A 17,594-nucleotide genomic window follows, 5' to 3' on the forward strand; every position below is an offset into this window, starting at 1 on the left:
ATCTTTTTGTTTTTTAGCGAAATTCAAAACAAAGTTGGAACAATCGTTTTTAGTATTGAAATAACTTTGGGGGCCAGAATATTGGCCTCCTTTTCTATAGTAATAAGACTTCTCTTGCAATAACTTACATATAGAATCAGGGAAATAGTTTAATGAAAACGGAAGGTATGTATTTACGAATTCGTATATTAAATAATGTTAAAGTAATCGAAATAACGACAGTTGGAAATGGACAAGGGCAGTATATTATTAATTGTTCAGATATATATATCAAGTGGTTGGATTGATTTACATGTCCATGCGTTCCCATCATTCAATGCTTATGGCGATGATATCAATGAAATCAGAGTTAAGCAGGGAGTGACAATGATTGTTGAAGTAGGAAGATGTGGCACCGAACGAATTTCAGATTTAATTGCTAGAGGTGAATGAGGTATACAGAATATATCGGCTTTTTTATTGTTTCAGTAATTTCTTGCAGGTTGATGAATTATCAAATTAGAATGGATTAATCGAGCAGTGAGAAAGTATTCGGATCATATCTTCAAATTAAAGGTGCTGATGAGTAAAAGTGTAAATGGAGACAACGGGAATAAACCGTAAAAAATTGCTCGCAAATTTGCGAATGAAATGTCACTCCTATTAAAGTTACATATCGGTTCAGGACCAATAGCTATATTGATATTATGACGTTCTTAGAAAGCCACTTTAAGTAGTAATTGATGTAACCGAACGTGGTGTTTAATTGACGGTGGACATGGAGTGTATTAAAAGGATGAAGGACTAAGTAGTGATTTACTTTTATTTGATTTATTAAGATTTTCTATATTAATATTCTTCCGTATAGATTTAATAAAGCGAATAATATGAACCCTGGATCTAGTAATGAAACTTTTGGCTGAAATCGGTTCTATCTATAGTTGGGTTGAAGATGATTTAAAGGAGGAACTAATCGTATGAAATCTTTAAATGGTATCTTTAAAGCGATTTTTGAAATAGGAAAATGGCTTAGTAAAATGATGTATCTCCACCTCTTATGGGTTATATTCTCATTAATGGGTCTTGTGGTGTTTGGTGTTATGCCGGCGACGACAGCAATGTTTACGGTAATTCGTAAATGGATGGAAGATGATAACGATATTCCAGTATTTCAGACCTTCCTCGCATCGTATAAAACCCACTTTCTAAAATCCAATGCGTTAGGGACATTTTTAGTAGCTATTGGTATATTTTTATATATTGATATGAAAATTTCAAAGCAGCTAGTCCAATCTTTTTATTTACATATTATTTTATTGATTATTGGTTTCTTGTATTTAATTACTTTACTATACTTTTTCCCTGTATTTGTACGATATAAGCTTAAGTATTCTCAGAACTTTAAGCAATCGTTTTATATTGCATTAGCTAGACCATTTGAAACAATCGCAATGGTTATTAGTTTGATACTTCTCTATTATTTATTTAACTTTCTACCGATTCTCTTGATATTTGTAGGGTCTTCACTTATTGCGTATTCGCTTATGTGGTTCGCCTCTCAAGCATTCAAACAAATAGAAGGAAAGAAAGCAACCTAGAATATTTACAACTTTTTTGTACAGAAAGGAAGTTGAATATATGCATTGGCTTAAGAGGACAAAATCCCGATTATTATTTAAGTACATTGTGTCGTATTTATTAGTTTTCCTCATTCCTTTCATGTTAATGAGTGCATTTATTTATTATAGTTCGGTTTACAATTTACGAGAGGAAATCGAACAATCTAATATTAATAAATTGAAACAAGTAGAAAACATTACAAACGAACGGATAAAGGAGCTAGAAAAAATTGCGACAAATATAGCCTATGATCCCCGCTTGACACCGTACATGATGAAACATAATTATTACAGTGGAGAGGCAATTGAAGAGTTGAAAAAATATAAGTCAAACAGTTCAATTATTGAAGATTTGTTTGTTTATTACCATGAAAATGACCATATATATACCTTAAGTGGCTCCTTTTCGCTGGATACATTTACACAGAGAATGTATAAATTCGATAAAGAAGAACAAGAGAGCTTGATAAATGATTTATATATTACAAAGCCAATGTTAAAGACTGTTGGGAACGTAACGCTGAATAATGGTACGCAAGATCGTATAATTGCTTTCCTATACCCAATAGTTCCAAATAGTCTTTACCCTTACGGAACCGTTATGTATTTTATCAAAGAAAAGGTCCTGACAGATCTCACTCAAAACATATTAGGTAACTTTCAAGGAAATACGTATATTTTTGACGAGAATAATCAGAAGGTTGCATCTAGTATTAATGTACAGGAGATTAGTGAGGGGAATTTAAATTTAACAACTATTAATGATCAAGAGATAAGGAATGTAGAGATAAATGGAAAAGAGTACTCTCTCGTTTCTGTCAAATCAGAAATTAGTGGATGGACATTTATAACACTGATGGATACAGATCAGTTTCTTGAACGGGTTTTCCATATGCGAACATTTATCATCACAATTTTGATTTTCCTCCTTTTTGTTGGTATTATAATAGCTGTTTTATTTGGGAGTAAACAATATAAACCAATTCGAAAGTTATTTGAACTAACACAAAAAAACGACAAACAAAATGTGGAAATTATGGAGTTAAATGAATTCGAGAACATCGGAAATACAATTGCAAAGGCATTCCTAACGCATCAGAGTTTGAATGAAACAATCTTTTTACAAAAACCATTTGCAAAAGAGCAACTACTTATTAATTTACTGAAAGGTGATTTAAGGGATAACAAAGAAATAGATGCATTAATGCATGCGCTAAATGTTGTAATGAGGGATGATTGTTATTTTGTTACAATTGTATATTTCGATAAAATGAAAGAAAAAGAGAATTTTCTACAGCTATTATCGAAACTAACAATACAGGATGCCGCAGTACATGGAGTTGATTTGATTTATAATGATGCATTGGCATTAATTATAAGTATGAACCAAGATCCAAATAAAGCTGTCAATCAACGCCGAATACTTGTCTCACAAATCCAACAGTATATACAGGAAACTACTGTAATTAACCCTACTGTTGCAGTAGGGAAAATGTATGAGGAAAAAAGCTATATTAATCGATCTTATATTGAAGCACTTGCGGCAATAGAATATAAGTTTGCAGTACCACAGGGGAGTATCATTTATTTTGAGGAAATAAGTTCCCAGTCAGAACGGGGGTTGGGGTATCCAGTAGAAGACCAAATAAAGCTTGCCCAAAGTCTGAAGCAAGGGGATCATATAGTTGCAACAGAAACACTGCGCGACATGTTTACAAGACTTGCGAAAGAGGAATTGTCCATACAAGTTTTAAAATGTATCTGTTTTGATATTATCAATACGGTAATGAAAACGGCTTCTGAAATGGAATTAACGAAGTATATAGACGACTTCAATAGCATTGTAGATTTTAATTCTATAAAACAATTAGAAGAACAGCTTTGCGAAGTAGCCATAAAAATATGTAAAAAGGTTGAGAGTAAGAAGAGGTCAAATAATGAGGAATTGCGAAATGATGTTCTTGAATACATTAAAGTGAAATATAAAATGTTCGATTTAAGTCTGGAAAGCATAGCAATAAATTTTCATCTTACCTTACCTTATCTTAGCCGATTTATTAAAGATCAAACTGGTAGCACTTTTACGGAGTATGTATTGAAACTGCGCATGGAAGATGTAAAGAGAAAATTAAAGGACACGGATTGGCCAATTAAGAAAATTGTTCTCGATGTTGGCTACAAGGATGTATCAAATTTCACACGGAAATTCAGGGAGAGGGAAGGAATCCCACCTGGTGAATATCGTAAATTGAATAGAAAGTAATCAAATAACTCTAAAGTCCTTCGTATTGTGTGAGGGCTTTTTTTTTTCGTTAATTTAAATGTAGGTTTAAGAACGGATTGGCAGTATGTGCTTCAGTTTCACTCTAAACATGACCTAAATCCTTATGTATTAAATCGACATATGAATATAAAATCGACATATCCATTTCATTATCAATCCCATGTCTCGCAAGTCTGAATTGCGTTACTACTCATCGCGGAAACAAGAATTAATAAAATCAACATATTGCTTACAAATTACATAACGAGCTAAGATGATGGTAGTTTCACATTAATGGATAAAGGAGGATATTTGAATGAGCATGAGTACAGCTACCCAACAAAAGGAAGCAAAATCAAAAAAAAAGCTTGGATCAAGTAAAATCCTACAGAATTGGCAATTATACATATTTATATTGCCAGCATTTTTATACTTTTTGATATTTCACTACATTCCAATGTATGGGGTGCAAATCGCATTTAAAGACTTTATTCCATCATTGGGTATATGGGGTAGTGAATGGGTAGGTTTCGAACATTTTATCCGATTTTTCGAGTCATATTATTTTTGGGATTTAATTAAGAATACATTAGGAATTAGCGTTTATGAGTTGATTGTAGGTTTCCCGTTACCAATTATTTTGGCACTAGCAATAAACGAAGCAAAAGATGGTTTATATAAAAGAACTGTGCAAACGGTTACATATGCACCACACTTTATATCAATAGTCGTAATGACAGGGATGGTCATTGCATTCCTTGCCCCAACAACAGGCATAATAAATCATGCTATTCAATTACTTGGTTTTGAACCTATTTCTTTTATGACGGATCCAAAATGGTTTAAGACGGTCTATGTATTTTCGGGAGTATGGCAAAATGCAGGTTGGGGAACAATTATTTACTTGGCTGCTTTAGCCGGTGTTGATACACAGCAACATGAGGCGGCAATTGTAGATGGAGCTTCACGTTTACAACGAATATGGTATATAAACATTCCGGGGATATTCCCAACAATGGTTATTCTATTAATATTGAACGTCGGGAATATGTTAGCAATTGGCTTCGAGAAAATTTTATTATTACAAAATCCGCTTAACCTCGAATCCTCGAACGTTATCGCTACATTTGTTTATCAAGCTGGATTATTAGATGGTCAATATAGTTTTGCTTCTGCAGTTGGATTGTTCAATGCAGTTATTAATGCTATTTTACTCATTAGTGTAAACCAAATTGCGAAAAAAACGAGTGAAACAAGTCTATGGTGAGGAGGTAAGAATATGGGGGCAGTAATAAAAGAAACAAATAAAGACAAATTGTTCAATGTTTTTAACTATATTTTTCTGACACTGGCAGCGGTAGTAGTGTTGTATCCCTTGCTTTATATTGTTAGTGCATCAATAAGTGATCCCGCAGCTGTAAACTCAGGAACGATGTGGCTACTTCCTAAAGGGATAACATTTGACGGATACAAGTTAATTTTTGAAAATAGTGATATTTGGAGGGGATATCTTAATACTATTTTTTATACCGTACTCGGTACATTTATAAACTTAGCCATTACAATTCCAGCTGCTTATGCATTATCACGTAGAGATCTTGCAGGTAGAAATCTATTCATGGGTATGTTTGTTCTGACAATGTTTTTTGGTGGTGGATTGATTCCAACTTATTTAGTTGTTAAAAATTTAGGGCTTATTGATACAATTTGGGCGATGCTTTTACCTAATGCCGCTGCGGTTTATAATATAATAATTGCTCGTGTATTTTTCGAAGTTACGATTCCAAAAGAATTGGAAGAATCGGCAACTATTGATGGAGCCACCAATTTTAAAATGTTTTTTAAAGTTATACTACCATTATCGGCTCCAATAATAGCGGTTATGGCACTATTCTATGGGGTAGCACATTGGAATGGCTATTTCAACGCCTTAATCTATTTATCAGACAGAAACCTTTATCCGCTACAATTAGTATTAAGAGAAATACTGGTATTACAGGAAATGTCATCACAGAATATAAATATGTCAAGTAGTATGGCTGAGGTACTTCATAGTAAGCAACAACTAGCCTCTATTATCAAATATGGAGTTATGATTGTGTCTACCCTACCTATTATCATTATGTATCCATTTATGCAACGTCACTTCGTTAAAGGGGTCATGATTGGATCACTTAAAGGCTAGTTAAGATGAACGCATAAACATAGATGATATTTAGGGGGTGATGCGTATAAGGATTGAAGCAATTCTTGGGAAATAATAGTAGTTAAAAAAGGAGAATGGAGCATGAAAAAAACAATTACGTTACTTTTTGTAGCTATATTAACTATATTGATTATGGTAGCTTGCTCATCAGATAAAGGGGAAAAGGATAAAGATGCATCCAAAAGTACAAATGTTGAAGTAAATAAAACAGGATTTCCAATTGTTGAGGAAAAAATAAAGTTATCTATGATTGCACCAGGTATTGGCCTAGCTGAATGGAAAGACATGGCTACATTACAAGAATATGAGGAAATGACGAATATCTCTTTTGATTATGAAACACCTCCAATGAGCGACTTTAAAACAAAATTAAATTTGGCATTTGCTAGTGGAGGAATAGCAGATATTATATATGCAGCTGGAACAAATAATTTAACACCAGCTATGGAAACTGACTATGGAGAACAAGGGGTTTTATTACCTTTAGAAGACCTTATAGAAGAGTATGCTCCTAATCTGAAAAAAGTACTTGAAGAAAGACCGGATGTGAAAAAGTCTATTACTACAATCGATGGACATATTTATTCATTACCAGTGATTTCTAGTGGGCCAACATCTATCTGGTATAAAGGACCAATGTGGTATAACGGTAAATGGCTAAAAGCGTTGAATGTTAAAGAGTTACCGAAAACTACAGATGAGTTTTATGATCTATTAAAACGATTCAAAAACGAAGATCCCAATGGAAATGGAAAAGTAGATGAAATTCCATTGCTTGATGTAAAAATGGATGGCACTCGTGCATGGTTTCTAGGTGCTTTTGGCATGAAAGAACAGGGGATTGAAGAAATTAATGGTAAAGTACGATATGCGCCGAAACTTCCGGAATATAAAGAGTATCTAACGTATATGAATAAGCTTTATGAGGAAAAACTATTAGACCCAGAGACATTCTCCCAATCCGATGAACAGAAAAAAGCAAAAGGACAAGCTAATAGAGTTGGGATATTCCCAGATTACTTTTCATTCTTTACAACAGGAGAAAAGGAAGAAGATGCAATGACTAATCCCATGTTTCAACCGTTAACTAGCCCCTTTTCGGATAAACCATTGGTACCACGCAGTCCGGGAATCAAAAGAGGGGCTTTCTCGATCTCAAGTGGGAATCAAAATCCAGAGGCTTCTATACGATGGATTGACTATTTCTATTCACCAGAGGGCTATGCATTTTTAAATATGGGTCCTAAGGGGGCACTTTGGGAATGGGCTGACGAAGAAGGAGGGGCTATAGTAAATCTTGATCCGCCAGAGGGCTATGAATCCTCAGAGGAATACCGTGGGACATTAACACCTGATTACGGAATTCCCGCACCTTCTTTAAGTGGTCCAGTAGAAGGGAAGAAGATATCAGAATTTGATAAGTTTATCGAGTCTGAAACTAATGGGAAAATCGATCCATTTGCAGAAGTACCTTTTCCACTTGTGTACTTAACGTCAGAAGAGCAGAAACAAGTTAACACAATTGAAATAGACCTACAATCGTATATTCAGCAAATGGAAGCAAAATTCATCACAGGTGTTGAGCCATTATCTAATTGGGATAAATATGTAAAAACAATCGAAGATATGAATATTGACAAGTACATTGAAATCTACCAGGTAGCTTATGATCGTTGGGCAGCAAGTTAAGTGAATTGATATAACTTGTAGTTCAAAGAGATGGAAAAGGTTAAAGTTTTCCTTTAGGAAAGGATTGAATATGACCAACTTCCAAATAAATAACAAAGCAAAGAATAAATCTGTTACCGAATTTTGAATAACGAGATATGGCCAGATTTAGATTGTCTGAATGAGGGGTTATTTTTGATGAAACCAAGTGCTGGCTGTTACTCATCTACACTGACATTGTAGATGAGTAGAGCGTTTGGGAATTTTGATTCGTAAGATTGGGAAAATAGGAAGTCCAAGGAGGAAAAAAATGATGAAAAAATTAAAACTGGGTATAGTTGGTTGTGGCGGAATTGCAAATGGGAAGCACCTCCCAAGCTTAAGTAAACTAAAGAACGTTGAACTTGTTGCATTTTGTGATATAGAACTAGATAAGGCTGAAAAAGCAGCTAAACAATATGGGACTGAAAATGCTAAGGTTTATGAGGATTATCAAGAATTATTAAAAGATGAATCAATTGATGTTATTCATGTTTTAACTCCAAATATCTCTCATGCAGAAATTTCAATTGCTTCAATGGAAGCAGGGAAGCACGTTTTATGTGAAAAACCAATGGCTAAAACATCTGAAGAAGCGCGACGAATGGTTGAAGTAGCTAAACGAACTGGTAAAAAGCTCACAATTGGTTATGACAATCGCTTTAGGCCTGATAGTCAGAGCTTGCATAAAATCACAAGACGTGGAGACCTAGGAGACATTTACTTTGCCAAAGCACATGCAATTCGTAGACGTGCTGTGCCGACTTGGGGAGTGTTCCTCGATGAGGAGAAGCAAGGTGGCGGTCCGCTAATTGATATTGGGACACATGCACTTGATCTAACATTATGGATGATGGATAATTATAAGCCGAAATCTGTAATGGGTAATGTTTATCATGTATTGGGTAAAAACGAAAATGCTGCAAATGCTTGGGGACCTTGGGATCCTGAAAAATTCAAAGTTGAAGACTCTGCATTTGGCTTTATTACAATGGAAAATGGTGCAACAATTACCTTAGAAGCAAGTTGGGCATTAAATACACTTGATGTTGATGAAGCTAAATGTTCCCTAAGTGGTTCAAAAGGTGGGGCAGATATGAAAAATGGTCTGCGTATTAATGGAGAAGACATGGGCAACTTGTATACTAGAAATGTAGAATTAGGTGCAGGTGGTGTTGCTTATTATGACGGCGCATCAGAAAGCAATGCCGATCTTGAAGCGCGTTTATGGATTGACTGCATTATTAATGACACAGAACCAACTGTTAAACCAGAAGAAGCTTTTGTTGTGACGCAAATTTTAGAAGCAATTTATGAGTCTGCTAAAACTGGTAAAGCTGTTTATTTCGACTAATAAGTATCTGTATTAAAATGGCGAGATTTGAAAGCGAGTACATTTAGCTTATGAAGTATTTATGACTTAAATATAAAATATAGAAAAGTGAGTGATAAAAATGATTAAAGTAGCCTTATTAAGTAGATGGCATGTACACGCTGATGACTATGCTGGTAATGTTAAAGAAAACGACAACATGTCGATTGAAGTTGTCTGGGATGAAGAAGTCGAACGTGGAGAAGGCTGGGCAAGAGAGCTAAATGTTCCGTTTGAACAAGATTTGCAAGCTGTTTTAGCAAATCCAAATATTGACGCAGTCATCGTAAATACATCAACAAATATGCACAAAGAAGTTATCATTGCTGCAGCGAAACATAAAAAACATATTTTCACTGAAAAGGTTTTAGCATTTACGGTTCAGGACGCTGAAGAGATATATGCAGCCGTTCAAGAAGCTGGCGTCAAGCTAATGGTTTCTTTACCGAGACTAACTGATAATAACTTCCTATATGCTGAGAAATCAATTAATGAAGGTTGGATAGGAAAAGTTACAATGGTTCGTTGTCGTTTCGCTCATAACGGTGGCGTAGCGCCAGAAGGACAAGAAAATGGATGGTTGCCTGCACGTTTCTATGATAAGGAACAAGCTGGTGGGGGGGCTATGATTGACCTTGGCGCACATCCAATCTATTTGACGAATCGCTTAGCTGGAAAAGCAGCAGGTGTTTATGCACGTCTTCATAAAGCAAACAGTACAACTGTAGATGATAATTCTGCACTATTAGTAGATTATGAGTCGGGAGCACTTGGTATTATTGAAACAAGTTTTGTGTCAAATGGCAGCCCGTTCCAGTTGGAGGTATATGGAACGGAAGGGACGTTACGTATTAGTGATGATAAAATTCACATCAATAGTGCCAATATAAAATCACAAGACTTAACAGAAGTATTACCGGCATTACCAATGCCAATGGTGCAGTGGGTTAATGCGATTAAAACAGGGGCACCGCCAACGATTACGAAAGAAGATGTCATTAATTTAACACTAATTAATGAAGCGGCAGTGAAATCTCATGATGAAGGACGTCGGATTGAGTTGTAATGCATTTCAAGTGAAATATTGAACTGTTATGTGGAACTGAAAATAGCTAATTATATAATTGAAACAAGAAAAAATAGTATGTTAAGAATTAGGGAGTATGACCAGCAAAATTAGTTATAAACTAAGTTTATAAAACCTTGCTGATCATCTCTCTTTTTTATTTTATTTACATTTTCAAGGGAGTAGATTATATGTTGAAAGTTGGAGTTATTGGGGTAGGTTCAATATCGGAGATGCATCTTACACCGTATTCTCAAAATAAGGAAGTAGAGTTAGTCGCATTATGTGATATTCATGAAGAGCGCTTAGTTGAGAAAGGTAAGTTATTTGGTGTTAGCCAGTTATACACTAATTATCAGGAACTATTAAATAATCAGGGAATTGACGCTGTAAGTATTTGTACGTGGAACAACACGCATGCGGAAATTGCTATTACTGCGCTCGAAGCTGGTAAACACGTCTTAGTTGAAAAACCATTAAGTATGACTGTCGAAGAAGCATTTGCAGTTGAGGCTGCAGCTAAAAAGTCTGGAAAAACTGTACAAGTTGGTTTTGTCAGACGACATGCAGATAATGTGAAAATTTTAAAGGCATTTATCGATAATGATGAGCTTGGTGAAATATATTATGCAAAAGCATCATACTTGAGACGATTGGGAAATCCAGGTGGTTGGTTTAGTGATCAAACAAAATCAGGCGGCGGTCCGTTGATAGACCTGGGCGTTCATGTAGTTGATATTATGTGGTATTTAATGGGGAAACCGCGACCCGTTTCAGTAAGTGGAAATACATACCATAGGCTTGGCAATCGTAGTCATATTGAAAATCTATCATCTTATCAAGCAGCAGACTATAATCCAACATTAAATGATGTAGAAGATCTAACAAATGCACTCATCCGTTTTGAAAATGGAGCATCACTTTTTGTTGATGTTAGTTTTACACTACACGCTAAGGAGGATGAAACGTCGGTTAAACTATATGGAGACAAGGGCGGGGCTGAAATTGAGCCTGCATTAGCACTTGTTTTGGAGAAGAATAATACAATCTTGAATGTTACTCCTCAAATTGACAATTTAGGTTTTGACTTTGTAAAATCATTCGCAAATGAAATCAATCATTTTGTAGAATGCTGTCAATCTGGCCATGAAACAATTGCACCTATAGCTGATGGTGTCGAAGTAATGAAAATGCTTAATGCAATTTATGAATCCGCAAAAATAGGTAAAGAAGTTTATTTATAAGGGGACTTTAGTAATAAAGTAGGAGGCTCTTTAAATTGATGAAAATGATATTCAGTAGATTTGACAGGATCGACTTTAGAACGACTTTAGAAAATGTAAGTGTTTTGGAGTCTGCTGAACAATTAAGAGAAAATGAAAATGGCGAAGCGATTATCGTCCTAGCAGCTACAGTTGAAAACTTGCAAGCAGTAAAGAATCATGCACACCAAGTTTATATTCCATCAAATCTGATAACAACCAACAATCAAAATCTGGATTCGAGTGTTTATTTTGATTTAGAAAACTATCCATTTTACCAAAAGGCGAAAGAGATTATTAGTAAAGAAGATAAACGTAAAGGTGTTTTTCGCTTTAGACGCACTGTGAAGCATGTTGAAGATGTTTCATTACTTGCGGGAGATTTATATGTGTTATCAGCACTTTTAGGTGAGCCACAAGATGTTCATGTAAAACGGACTGATCAAACTGTAACCCCGGCTTATATCATTATTATGTTGTATTTCGGTAGCGGAACAATGGCTCATATTGAGTATACGGTTACTGATCAGGAACGAATTGAGTTTGAATGGAGTGGGATTAATACTATTATTGAATTTGACAGTGATGAAATGAGACCAGTCCGACCTGGAAGTAAGACGGCATTGCCGTTAACCTATTCAGTTGATTCCATTTTAGCTACAGCATACAAAGTTGATCAGGCGCTTATTGATCGAATGAATCATCTTGGATTGCTTGTCGATGGAGGTGCAACTAAATGAAAATAGGTATGATGAGTTTCGCACATATGCACGCATATAGTTATGCAGAGGGGTTAAAGAACATACCCAATGTTGAATTAGTTGGTATCTATGATGATAACGTTGAAAGAGGACAAGAAGTCGCGGTGAACTATAATACAATACATTACAGTGATCAAGCAGACTTCTTAGCACAAGAAATGGATGCCGTCATTATTTGCAGTGAAAACAATCGACATAAAGAAATGGTTTTGAACGCAGCAAAGGCAAAGAAACATATCTTGTGTGAAAAGCCAATTGCAACCAATCTTGATGATGCTACAGAAATGATTCAAGTTTGCGAAGACAATAATGTTACTTTACAAATCGCTTACCCAGTAAGATTTAGCTCACCAATTAGAGAATTGAAAGAGATGATAGATAAAGGGGAACTCGGTGATATTGTCGCATTTCGTTCAACAAACCGTGGCCAAAATCCTGGAGGCTGGTTTATTGATGAAGAGCAATCAGGTGGTGGGGCTGTACTCGACCATACTGTTCATATGCTTGATATTATGCGTTGGTATTTAAATGAAGAAGTAACCGAGGTAAGAGCGTTTGTCGATTCTTATTTTCATGATGTTGACATTGATGATGCAGGGATTCTTACGTTTGAATTTAACAATGGTGTGATAGCTTCCCATGATGCCAGTTGGTCACGCTTTACTGAATACCCAACATGGGGTGACGCAACAATTGAAGTGATTGGAACGAAACAAACAGTAAAAGTTGACGCGTTTAAAGAGCACTTTAGAATGTTTGGTAGTGGTAGCAAGTCTTTAGAGCACGTGTTTTTTGGAAATGATATGGACTATGGTTTGATTCTTGATTTCGTAAACTGTGTGAAAGAAGGCAGGGAACCCTCCATTACCGGCTATGATGGACTCAAATCACTCGAAGTGTCGCTAGCAGCATATCAATCAAGTGAATTGAAAAGGGCTATTAAGTTATAAGTAACAGGATATAACTAATGAGTAAATGTGGAATTTGAAGGAGGAGAAAGTAATGGGGAAGTTAGGATTACAATTGTATTCAATTAAAGATGCAGCTGAACAAGATTTACTTGGTGTACTTGAGCAAGTTGCTAATATGGGGTATGAAGGTGCTCAATTTGCAGGTTTCTTTGACCATACAGCAAAAGATGTAAAAGCTAAAATGGATGAAGTAGGAATCAAGGCAGCAGGTGCACATATTCAAATTGAGGAATTACAAGATGATGTTGATGGTTTACTACGTTATCATGAAGGTATAGATAATCGTCTACTGATTTGTCCATATCTACCAGAAAACATGCGGACAACTGAGGATGATTATAAACGGACAGCTGAATTATTTAATAATTTGGGTGAGAAAGTAGCTAAAGCAGGTTTTTCATTTGGCTATCATAATCACGCATTTGAATTTGATTTATTTAATGGGAAATCAGGTTTTGAACTATTATATGAAAATACGAATCCGCAATATGTGAAAATGGAGTTAGATTGTTTTTGGGCTGCACATGCTGGGAACAGTCCAGTTGAAATAATAAAAAAGTATGCAGATCGCTGTGTTTCGTTACATATTAAAGATCTAAAGCTTGTTAATAGTAAGCCTGTTTCAACTGAAATTGGTACAGGAACACTTGATATTGCCCAGTTTTTAGAAGCGGGTAGAGAACATAAAGTTGACTGGTTTGTTATTGAACAAGAAGACTTTACAGGTGACCCAGTAGAAAGTGCAGCACAAAATGCTAAAGAACTAAGGAGAATTAGTGAAAAATCATAAATGTGAAGAAAGGTTATGCAAGTATAACGATACTCCGACCATTTTTCTATATGGAGATCAATTTAGCTCCATGAAAAAGTCTGTTGCTTTAAGGAAATGAATAACTCTATTATAGCTGATAATAAAAGAGTCTAAACGAAGAATAGGTTGTTGAAAATAATATTGAATGTATCTTATATGAACGATATCAAACTGATCAAATAAATTGATAAATAGTGTGCATTGACTATGCTCGACTACTTCAATAAAATTGTTTTGGTTTTCTATTGGACATAAAAATATAGATTTTAAAAACTGAATATATAGAATTGCTAATTTCGTAATTAGTATAATAATCTGGAGGATTAAGTGATGACAAAAGTAATTAAAATAGGCATTATTGGCAGTGGTGGAATTGCAGTCAGTCATGCAAAAGCTTATCAAGCAATGGCAGGTGTTCAGATTGTAGGGGTGGCAGATGTTGTACCAGGAAAGGCACAGGAATTCATTAATAACTTAGCGATTGAGGATGCCCAAGCATTTGAAAATCATAAACAAATGCTCGATCTAGATATAGATGGTGTTAGTATTTGCACCCCAAATATTTTTCATCATATGACAAGTATTGATGCATTGCAAGCCGGAAAACATGTACTTGTCGAAAAGCCTTTAGCAGTCACACTTGATCAAGGAATTGAAATGGTTCAAGTAGCGAAAAAGACAGGGAAAATGCTCTCTGTTGGTTTTCAACCACGATATGATCCAAATATGCAAAAGGTAACAAACATTGTTCAGTCTGGCCAGCTTGGAGACATCTACTATGTAGAAGTAGGGGGAGGACGCCGTCGCGGGATGCCAGGTGGCACGTTTATTAATAAAGCATTGGCGGGTGTAGGAGCTATGGGTGATATAGGAACATACTCGCTTGACTTAGCGCTAAATGCATTAGGTCATCCAAAGCCGCTAACAGTCTCGGCATATACATCGAATCATTTTGGGAAGAATCCGATTTATCATCCTGAAGCGGATAAGTTCGAAGTAGAAGATTTTGGTGTTGCCATGATTCGTTTAGAAGGCGGTATGGTACTTAACTTTAAAATATCTTGGGCAATGCATATGGATACATTAGGGCCTACGATTTTTCTTGGAAAAGATGCTGGTTTAAAGTTAATGCCTGCAGGTAGTGGACCCTGGAGTGGGGTTTGGGATGGAGGAATTGGATCAATTAGCATGTTTCATGATGTGGATAGTCATCAAACAGAAACAGCTATTCCTCTACAAGTACATGACATCAACATTTTTGATGCGAAAGTACGCGATTTTGTTGTTGCTATCAAAGAAGATAAACCTGCACCAATTCCAGGGGAAGAAATCCTAATCAACCAAGCAATCATTGATGGTATTTTCAGGTCTTCTGAAAAAGGAAAGGAAGTAGATATTCATATTCCGGTATTATAAATTGGATCCGTTATAAGGCCACTATTTAGACGAATTAAAGAACTTAAGAGAAATATAGACTGCCTTTTTCCTAACAGTAACAGGATATAAGCAGTCTATACTTCTAAAATAAATGTATTAGTTTACAGTTATTTCAGCACAAAAGTTATCTACCTATGCGACTAAAATTGGGAGGGAAAATAATTATGAAATTAGGAGTCTTTGCAGTACTATTTGCGGGGAAAACATTTGAAGAAATGCTAGATTATGTGCAAATAGCTGGATTGCACGGGGTAGAGATTGGTACAGGTGGATATCCAGGTAATGCCCATTGTAATTTAGATGAATTACTTGGGAGTGAAGATAAAAGAAAAGAATATATTGATCACGTGCATTCACGTGGTTTAACCATTAGTGCGTTTAGTTGTCATGATAATCCTGTTTCGCCCAATAAAGAAATTGCCCGAAATGCACATGAGACATTTACCAAAACGGTAAGATTGGCAAAATTATTAGATGTGCCTGTTGTTAATACCTTTTCTGGGACACCCGGGTCTCATCCAGATTCGAAATATTCAAATTGGCCAATATCTCCATGGCCATCGGAATATTCCGATATTTATAAATGGCAATGGGAAGAAAAGTTGATTCCTTATTGGAAAGAACAGGGTAAATTTGCCGAAGATCATGGTGTAAAGATTGGCTTAGAGCTACATGGTGGGTTTTCAGTTCATACACCATACACGATGCTGAAATTGAGAGATGCTACAAACAATTCTATCGGTGCTAACTTGGATCCGAGTCATCTCTGGTGGCAGGGTATTGATCCAGTAGCAGCGATTAAGATTTTGGGTAAAGAAAATGCAATTCATCATTTCCATGCAAAAGATACCTTTATTGACCAGGAAAATGTAAACATGCACGGATTAACTGATATGCAGTCTTATGGAGAGGTACAAAGTCGAGCATGGACATTCAGGTCTGTTGGATGTGGACATAGTATTCAAGAGTGGTCAGATATGATGAGTGCTCTGCGAACATATGGGTATGATTATGTTGTGAGCATTGAACATGAGGATCCATTGATGTCGATTGAAGAAGGATTTTCGCGCGCAGTAAAGAATTTGAAGTCAGTCTTAATTGAAGAGCAACCTACTGATATGTGGTGGGCATAGAATATTTTATCGCAAGCATTATTTTTGACTAAAGATTTAACTAACATATACCAAAATTTCTAGACTAGCCCCGCTATACTACTATAGAAGGAGATGCTTATTATGAAAGTTGGTTTAAGTTCTTACAGTCTATATGGAATATTGAAAAGTAAGGAAATGTCAATTATTGAGGCGATCCAATGGGTAGCTGATCAGGGGGGAGAGCATATTGAAATTGTCCCGAATCTTGGTTTTAAACTTGAAGATAATCCAGCATTAGTTGATGCTATTCGAGAGAAAGCTAGTGTTGTTGGGATTGATATTTCTAATTATGCGATTGGAGCTAATTTTATCACAGAAGGTGAAGAAGCTTTTCAAACAGAAATTGAGCGAGTTAAAAAAGAAGTAGATATTGCTAATCGTCTTGGGGTAAAATTCATGCGCCATGATGTAGCGTCACTACCTATTTCCGACTCAACAATCAAACAATTCGAATCTGACTTACCTAAGCTAACAAAAGCTTGTCAAATAGTTGCAGATTATGCTGGGAAATATGGAATTACAACTAGTGTAGAAAATCATGGCTTTTTTATTCAAGCAAGTGATCGAGTACAGTCGTTAATAAATCATGTAAATCGTTCTAACTTTAAAACAACATTAGATGTTGGGAACTTTATGTGTGTAGATGAAGATCCAGTATCTGCTGTTAAGAAAAACATCTCATATGCATCTGTAGTACATATCAAGGACTTTTATCTGAGACAAGCACATCTTTATCCTGGAGAAGGCTGGATGCAAACAACATCAGGTAATTATTTAAGAGGTTCAATTGTGGGTCATGGGGATATTAATATGAGAGAAGTTATCAAAGTTATTAAAGAGTCAGGTTTTAACGGCTATATATCAGTTGAATTTGAAGGAATAGAAGAGTGTAAACAAGCTTCGAAAATGGGTATGGATAATGTACGTCGTTTATGGGACGAAGCTTGAATAGAACAGTGGATAAAGCAATAGAAGATCACTGAGAG

General features: G+C 35.6%; 15 protein-coding genes. All 15 read left to right on the forward strand.

Annotated elements, in window-relative coordinates:
• Window positions 1–228 precede the first annotated feature (228 nt).
• The 15 genes from ACGLYD_RS06860 (at window position 229) to ACGLYD_RS06930 (ending at window position 17,556) form a co-directional block, all read left to right on the forward strand.
• Window positions 229–432, forward strand: coding sequence for a hypothetical protein (locus tag ACGLYD_RS06860; RefSeq protein WP_187047590.1), 204 nt, complete (start codon window positions 229–231; stop codon window positions 430–432).
• 524 nt (window positions 433–956) lie between these two features.
• Window positions 957–1,577, forward strand: a complete 621-nt coding sequence (locus ACGLYD_RS06865) for a YesL family protein (protein ID WP_187047591.1) — start codon at window positions 957–959, stop codon at window positions 1,575–1,577.
• Between the two features lie 40 nt (window positions 1,578–1,617).
• A complete protein-coding gene (locus ACGLYD_RS06870; RefSeq protein WP_399632081.1) occupies window positions 1,618–3,861 on the forward strand; it encodes a helix-turn-helix domain-containing protein in 2,244 nt (747 codons plus the stop codon).
• 322 nt (window positions 3,862–4,183) lie between these two features.
• A complete protein-coding gene (locus ACGLYD_RS06875) occupies window positions 4,184–5,128 on the forward strand; it encodes a sugar ABC transporter permease (RefSeq protein ID WP_255428686.1) in 945 nt (314 codons plus the stop codon).
• A 12-nt stretch (window positions 5,129–5,140) separates the two neighbouring features.
• Window positions 5,141–6,046, forward strand: a complete 906-nt coding sequence (locus ACGLYD_RS06880) for a carbohydrate ABC transporter permease (RefSeq protein WP_187047594.1) — start codon at window positions 5,141–5,143, stop codon at window positions 6,044–6,046.
• Between the two features lie 102 nt (window positions 6,047–6,148).
• Window positions 6,149–7,756, forward strand: a complete 1,608-nt coding sequence (locus ACGLYD_RS06885) for an extracellular solute-binding protein (protein WP_399632084.1) — start codon at window positions 6,149–6,151, stop codon at window positions 7,754–7,756.
• Window positions 7,757–8,045: 289 nt separating this feature from the next.
• On the forward strand, window positions 8,046–9,128 hold the full coding sequence (locus ACGLYD_RS06890) for a Gfo/Idh/MocA family protein (protein ID WP_399632087.1): 1,083 nt from the start codon (window positions 8,046–8,048) through the stop codon (window positions 9,126–9,128).
• A 100-nt stretch (window positions 9,129–9,228) separates the two neighbouring features.
• Window positions 9,229–10,212: a Gfo/Idh/MocA family protein gene (locus ACGLYD_RS06895; RefSeq protein ID WP_399632089.1), complete on the forward strand. Its 984-nt coding sequence runs from the start codon at window positions 9,229–9,231 to the stop codon at window positions 10,210–10,212.
• A gap of 191 nt (window positions 10,213–10,403) precedes the next feature.
• Window positions 10,404–11,456: a Gfo/Idh/MocA family protein gene (locus tag ACGLYD_RS06900; protein ID WP_187047598.1), complete on the forward strand. Its 1,053-nt coding sequence runs from the start codon at window positions 10,404–10,406 to the stop codon at window positions 11,454–11,456.
• A 35-nt stretch (window positions 11,457–11,491) separates the two neighbouring features.
• Window positions 11,492–12,214: a hypothetical protein gene (locus ACGLYD_RS06905; RefSeq protein WP_187047599.1), complete on the forward strand. Its 723-nt coding sequence runs from the start codon at window positions 11,492–11,494 to the stop codon at window positions 12,212–12,214.
• Complete coding sequence (locus tag ACGLYD_RS06910; protein WP_187047600.1) at window positions 12,211–13,185, forward strand: Gfo/Idh/MocA family protein; 975 nt, start codon at window positions 12,211–12,213, stop codon at window positions 13,183–13,185. The genes ACGLYD_RS06905 and ACGLYD_RS06910 overlap by 4 nt, the downstream gene beginning before the upstream one ends.
• A gap of 52 nt (window positions 13,186–13,237) precedes the next feature.
• Complete coding sequence (locus tag ACGLYD_RS06915) at window positions 13,238–13,996, forward strand: sugar phosphate isomerase/epimerase (RefSeq protein WP_187047601.1); 759 nt, start codon at window positions 13,238–13,240, stop codon at window positions 13,994–13,996.
• Window positions 13,997–14,347: 351 nt separating this feature from the next.
• A complete protein-coding gene (locus ACGLYD_RS06920; protein ID WP_340742006.1) occupies window positions 14,348–15,433 on the forward strand; it encodes a Gfo/Idh/MocA family oxidoreductase in 1,086 nt (361 codons plus the stop codon).
• Window positions 15,434–15,618: 185 nt separating this feature from the next.
• Complete coding sequence (locus tag ACGLYD_RS06925; RefSeq protein WP_338652526.1) at window positions 15,619–16,587, forward strand: sugar phosphate isomerase/epimerase; 969 nt, start codon at window positions 15,619–15,621, stop codon at window positions 16,585–16,587.
• 102 nt (window positions 16,588–16,689) lie between these two features.
• Window positions 16,690–17,556, forward strand: coding sequence for a sugar phosphate isomerase/epimerase family protein (locus tag ACGLYD_RS06930; protein WP_338652525.1), 867 nt, complete (start codon window positions 16,690–16,692; stop codon window positions 17,554–17,556).
• Window positions 17,557–17,594: the final 38 nt, after the last annotated feature.

This window comes from Sporosarcina sp. SG10008 (assembly GCF_044569405.1).
Lineage (GTDB): Bacteria > Bacillota > Bacilli > Bacillales_A > Planococcaceae > Sporosarcina > Sporosarcina psychrophila.

Excerpts from the sequence above, each read along its gene's own strand:
- ACGLYD_RS06860 (WP_187047590.1), top strand. The coding sequence starts at position 229 with ATGGACAAGGGCAGTATATTATTAATTGTTCAGATATATATATCAAGT.
- ACGLYD_RS06920 (WP_340742006.1), top strand. The coding sequence starts at position 14,348 with ATGACAAAAGTAATTAAAATAGGCATTATTGGCAGTGGTGGAATTGCA.
- ACGLYD_RS06895 (WP_399632089.1), top strand. The coding sequence starts at position 9,229 with ATGATTAAAGTAGCCTTATTAAGTAGATGGCATGTACACGCTGATGAC.
- ACGLYD_RS06875 (WP_255428686.1), top strand. The coding sequence starts at position 4,184 with ATGAGTACAGCTACCCAACAAAAGGAAGCAAAATCAAAAAAAAAGCTT.
- ACGLYD_RS06880 (WP_187047594.1), top strand. The coding sequence starts at position 5,141 with ATGGGGGCAGTAATAAAAGAAACAAATAAAGACAAATTGTTCAATGTT.
- ACGLYD_RS06930 (WP_338652525.1), top strand. The coding sequence starts at position 16,690 with ATGAAAGTTGGTTTAAGTTCTTACAGTCTATATGGAATATTGAAAAGT.
- ACGLYD_RS06915 (WP_187047601.1), top strand. The coding sequence starts at position 13,238 with ATGGGGAAGTTAGGATTACAATTGTATTCAATTAAAGATGCAGCTGAA.
- ACGLYD_RS06885 (WP_399632084.1), top strand. The coding sequence starts at position 6,149 with ATGAAAAAAACAATTACGTTACTTTTTGTAGCTATATTAACTATATTG.
- ACGLYD_RS06910 (WP_187047600.1), top strand. The coding sequence starts at position 12,211 with ATGAAAATAGGTATGATGAGTTTCGCACATATGCACGCATATAGTTAT.
- ACGLYD_RS06865 (WP_187047591.1), top strand. The coding sequence starts at position 957 with ATGAAATCTTTAAATGGTATCTTTAAAGCGATTTTTGAAATAGGAAAA.
- ACGLYD_RS06900 (WP_187047598.1), top strand. The coding sequence starts at position 10,404 with ATGTTGAAAGTTGGAGTTATTGGGGTAGGTTCAATATCGGAGATGCAT.
- ACGLYD_RS06925 (WP_338652526.1), top strand. The coding sequence starts at position 15,619 with ATGAAATTAGGAGTCTTTGCAGTACTATTTGCGGGGAAAACATTTGAA.
- ACGLYD_RS06890 (WP_399632087.1), top strand. The coding sequence starts at position 8,046 with ATGATGAAAAAATTAAAACTGGGTATAGTTGGTTGTGGCGGAATTGCA.
- ACGLYD_RS06870 (WP_399632081.1), top strand. The coding sequence starts at position 1,618 with ATGCATTGGCTTAAGAGGACAAAATCCCGATTATTATTTAAGTACATT.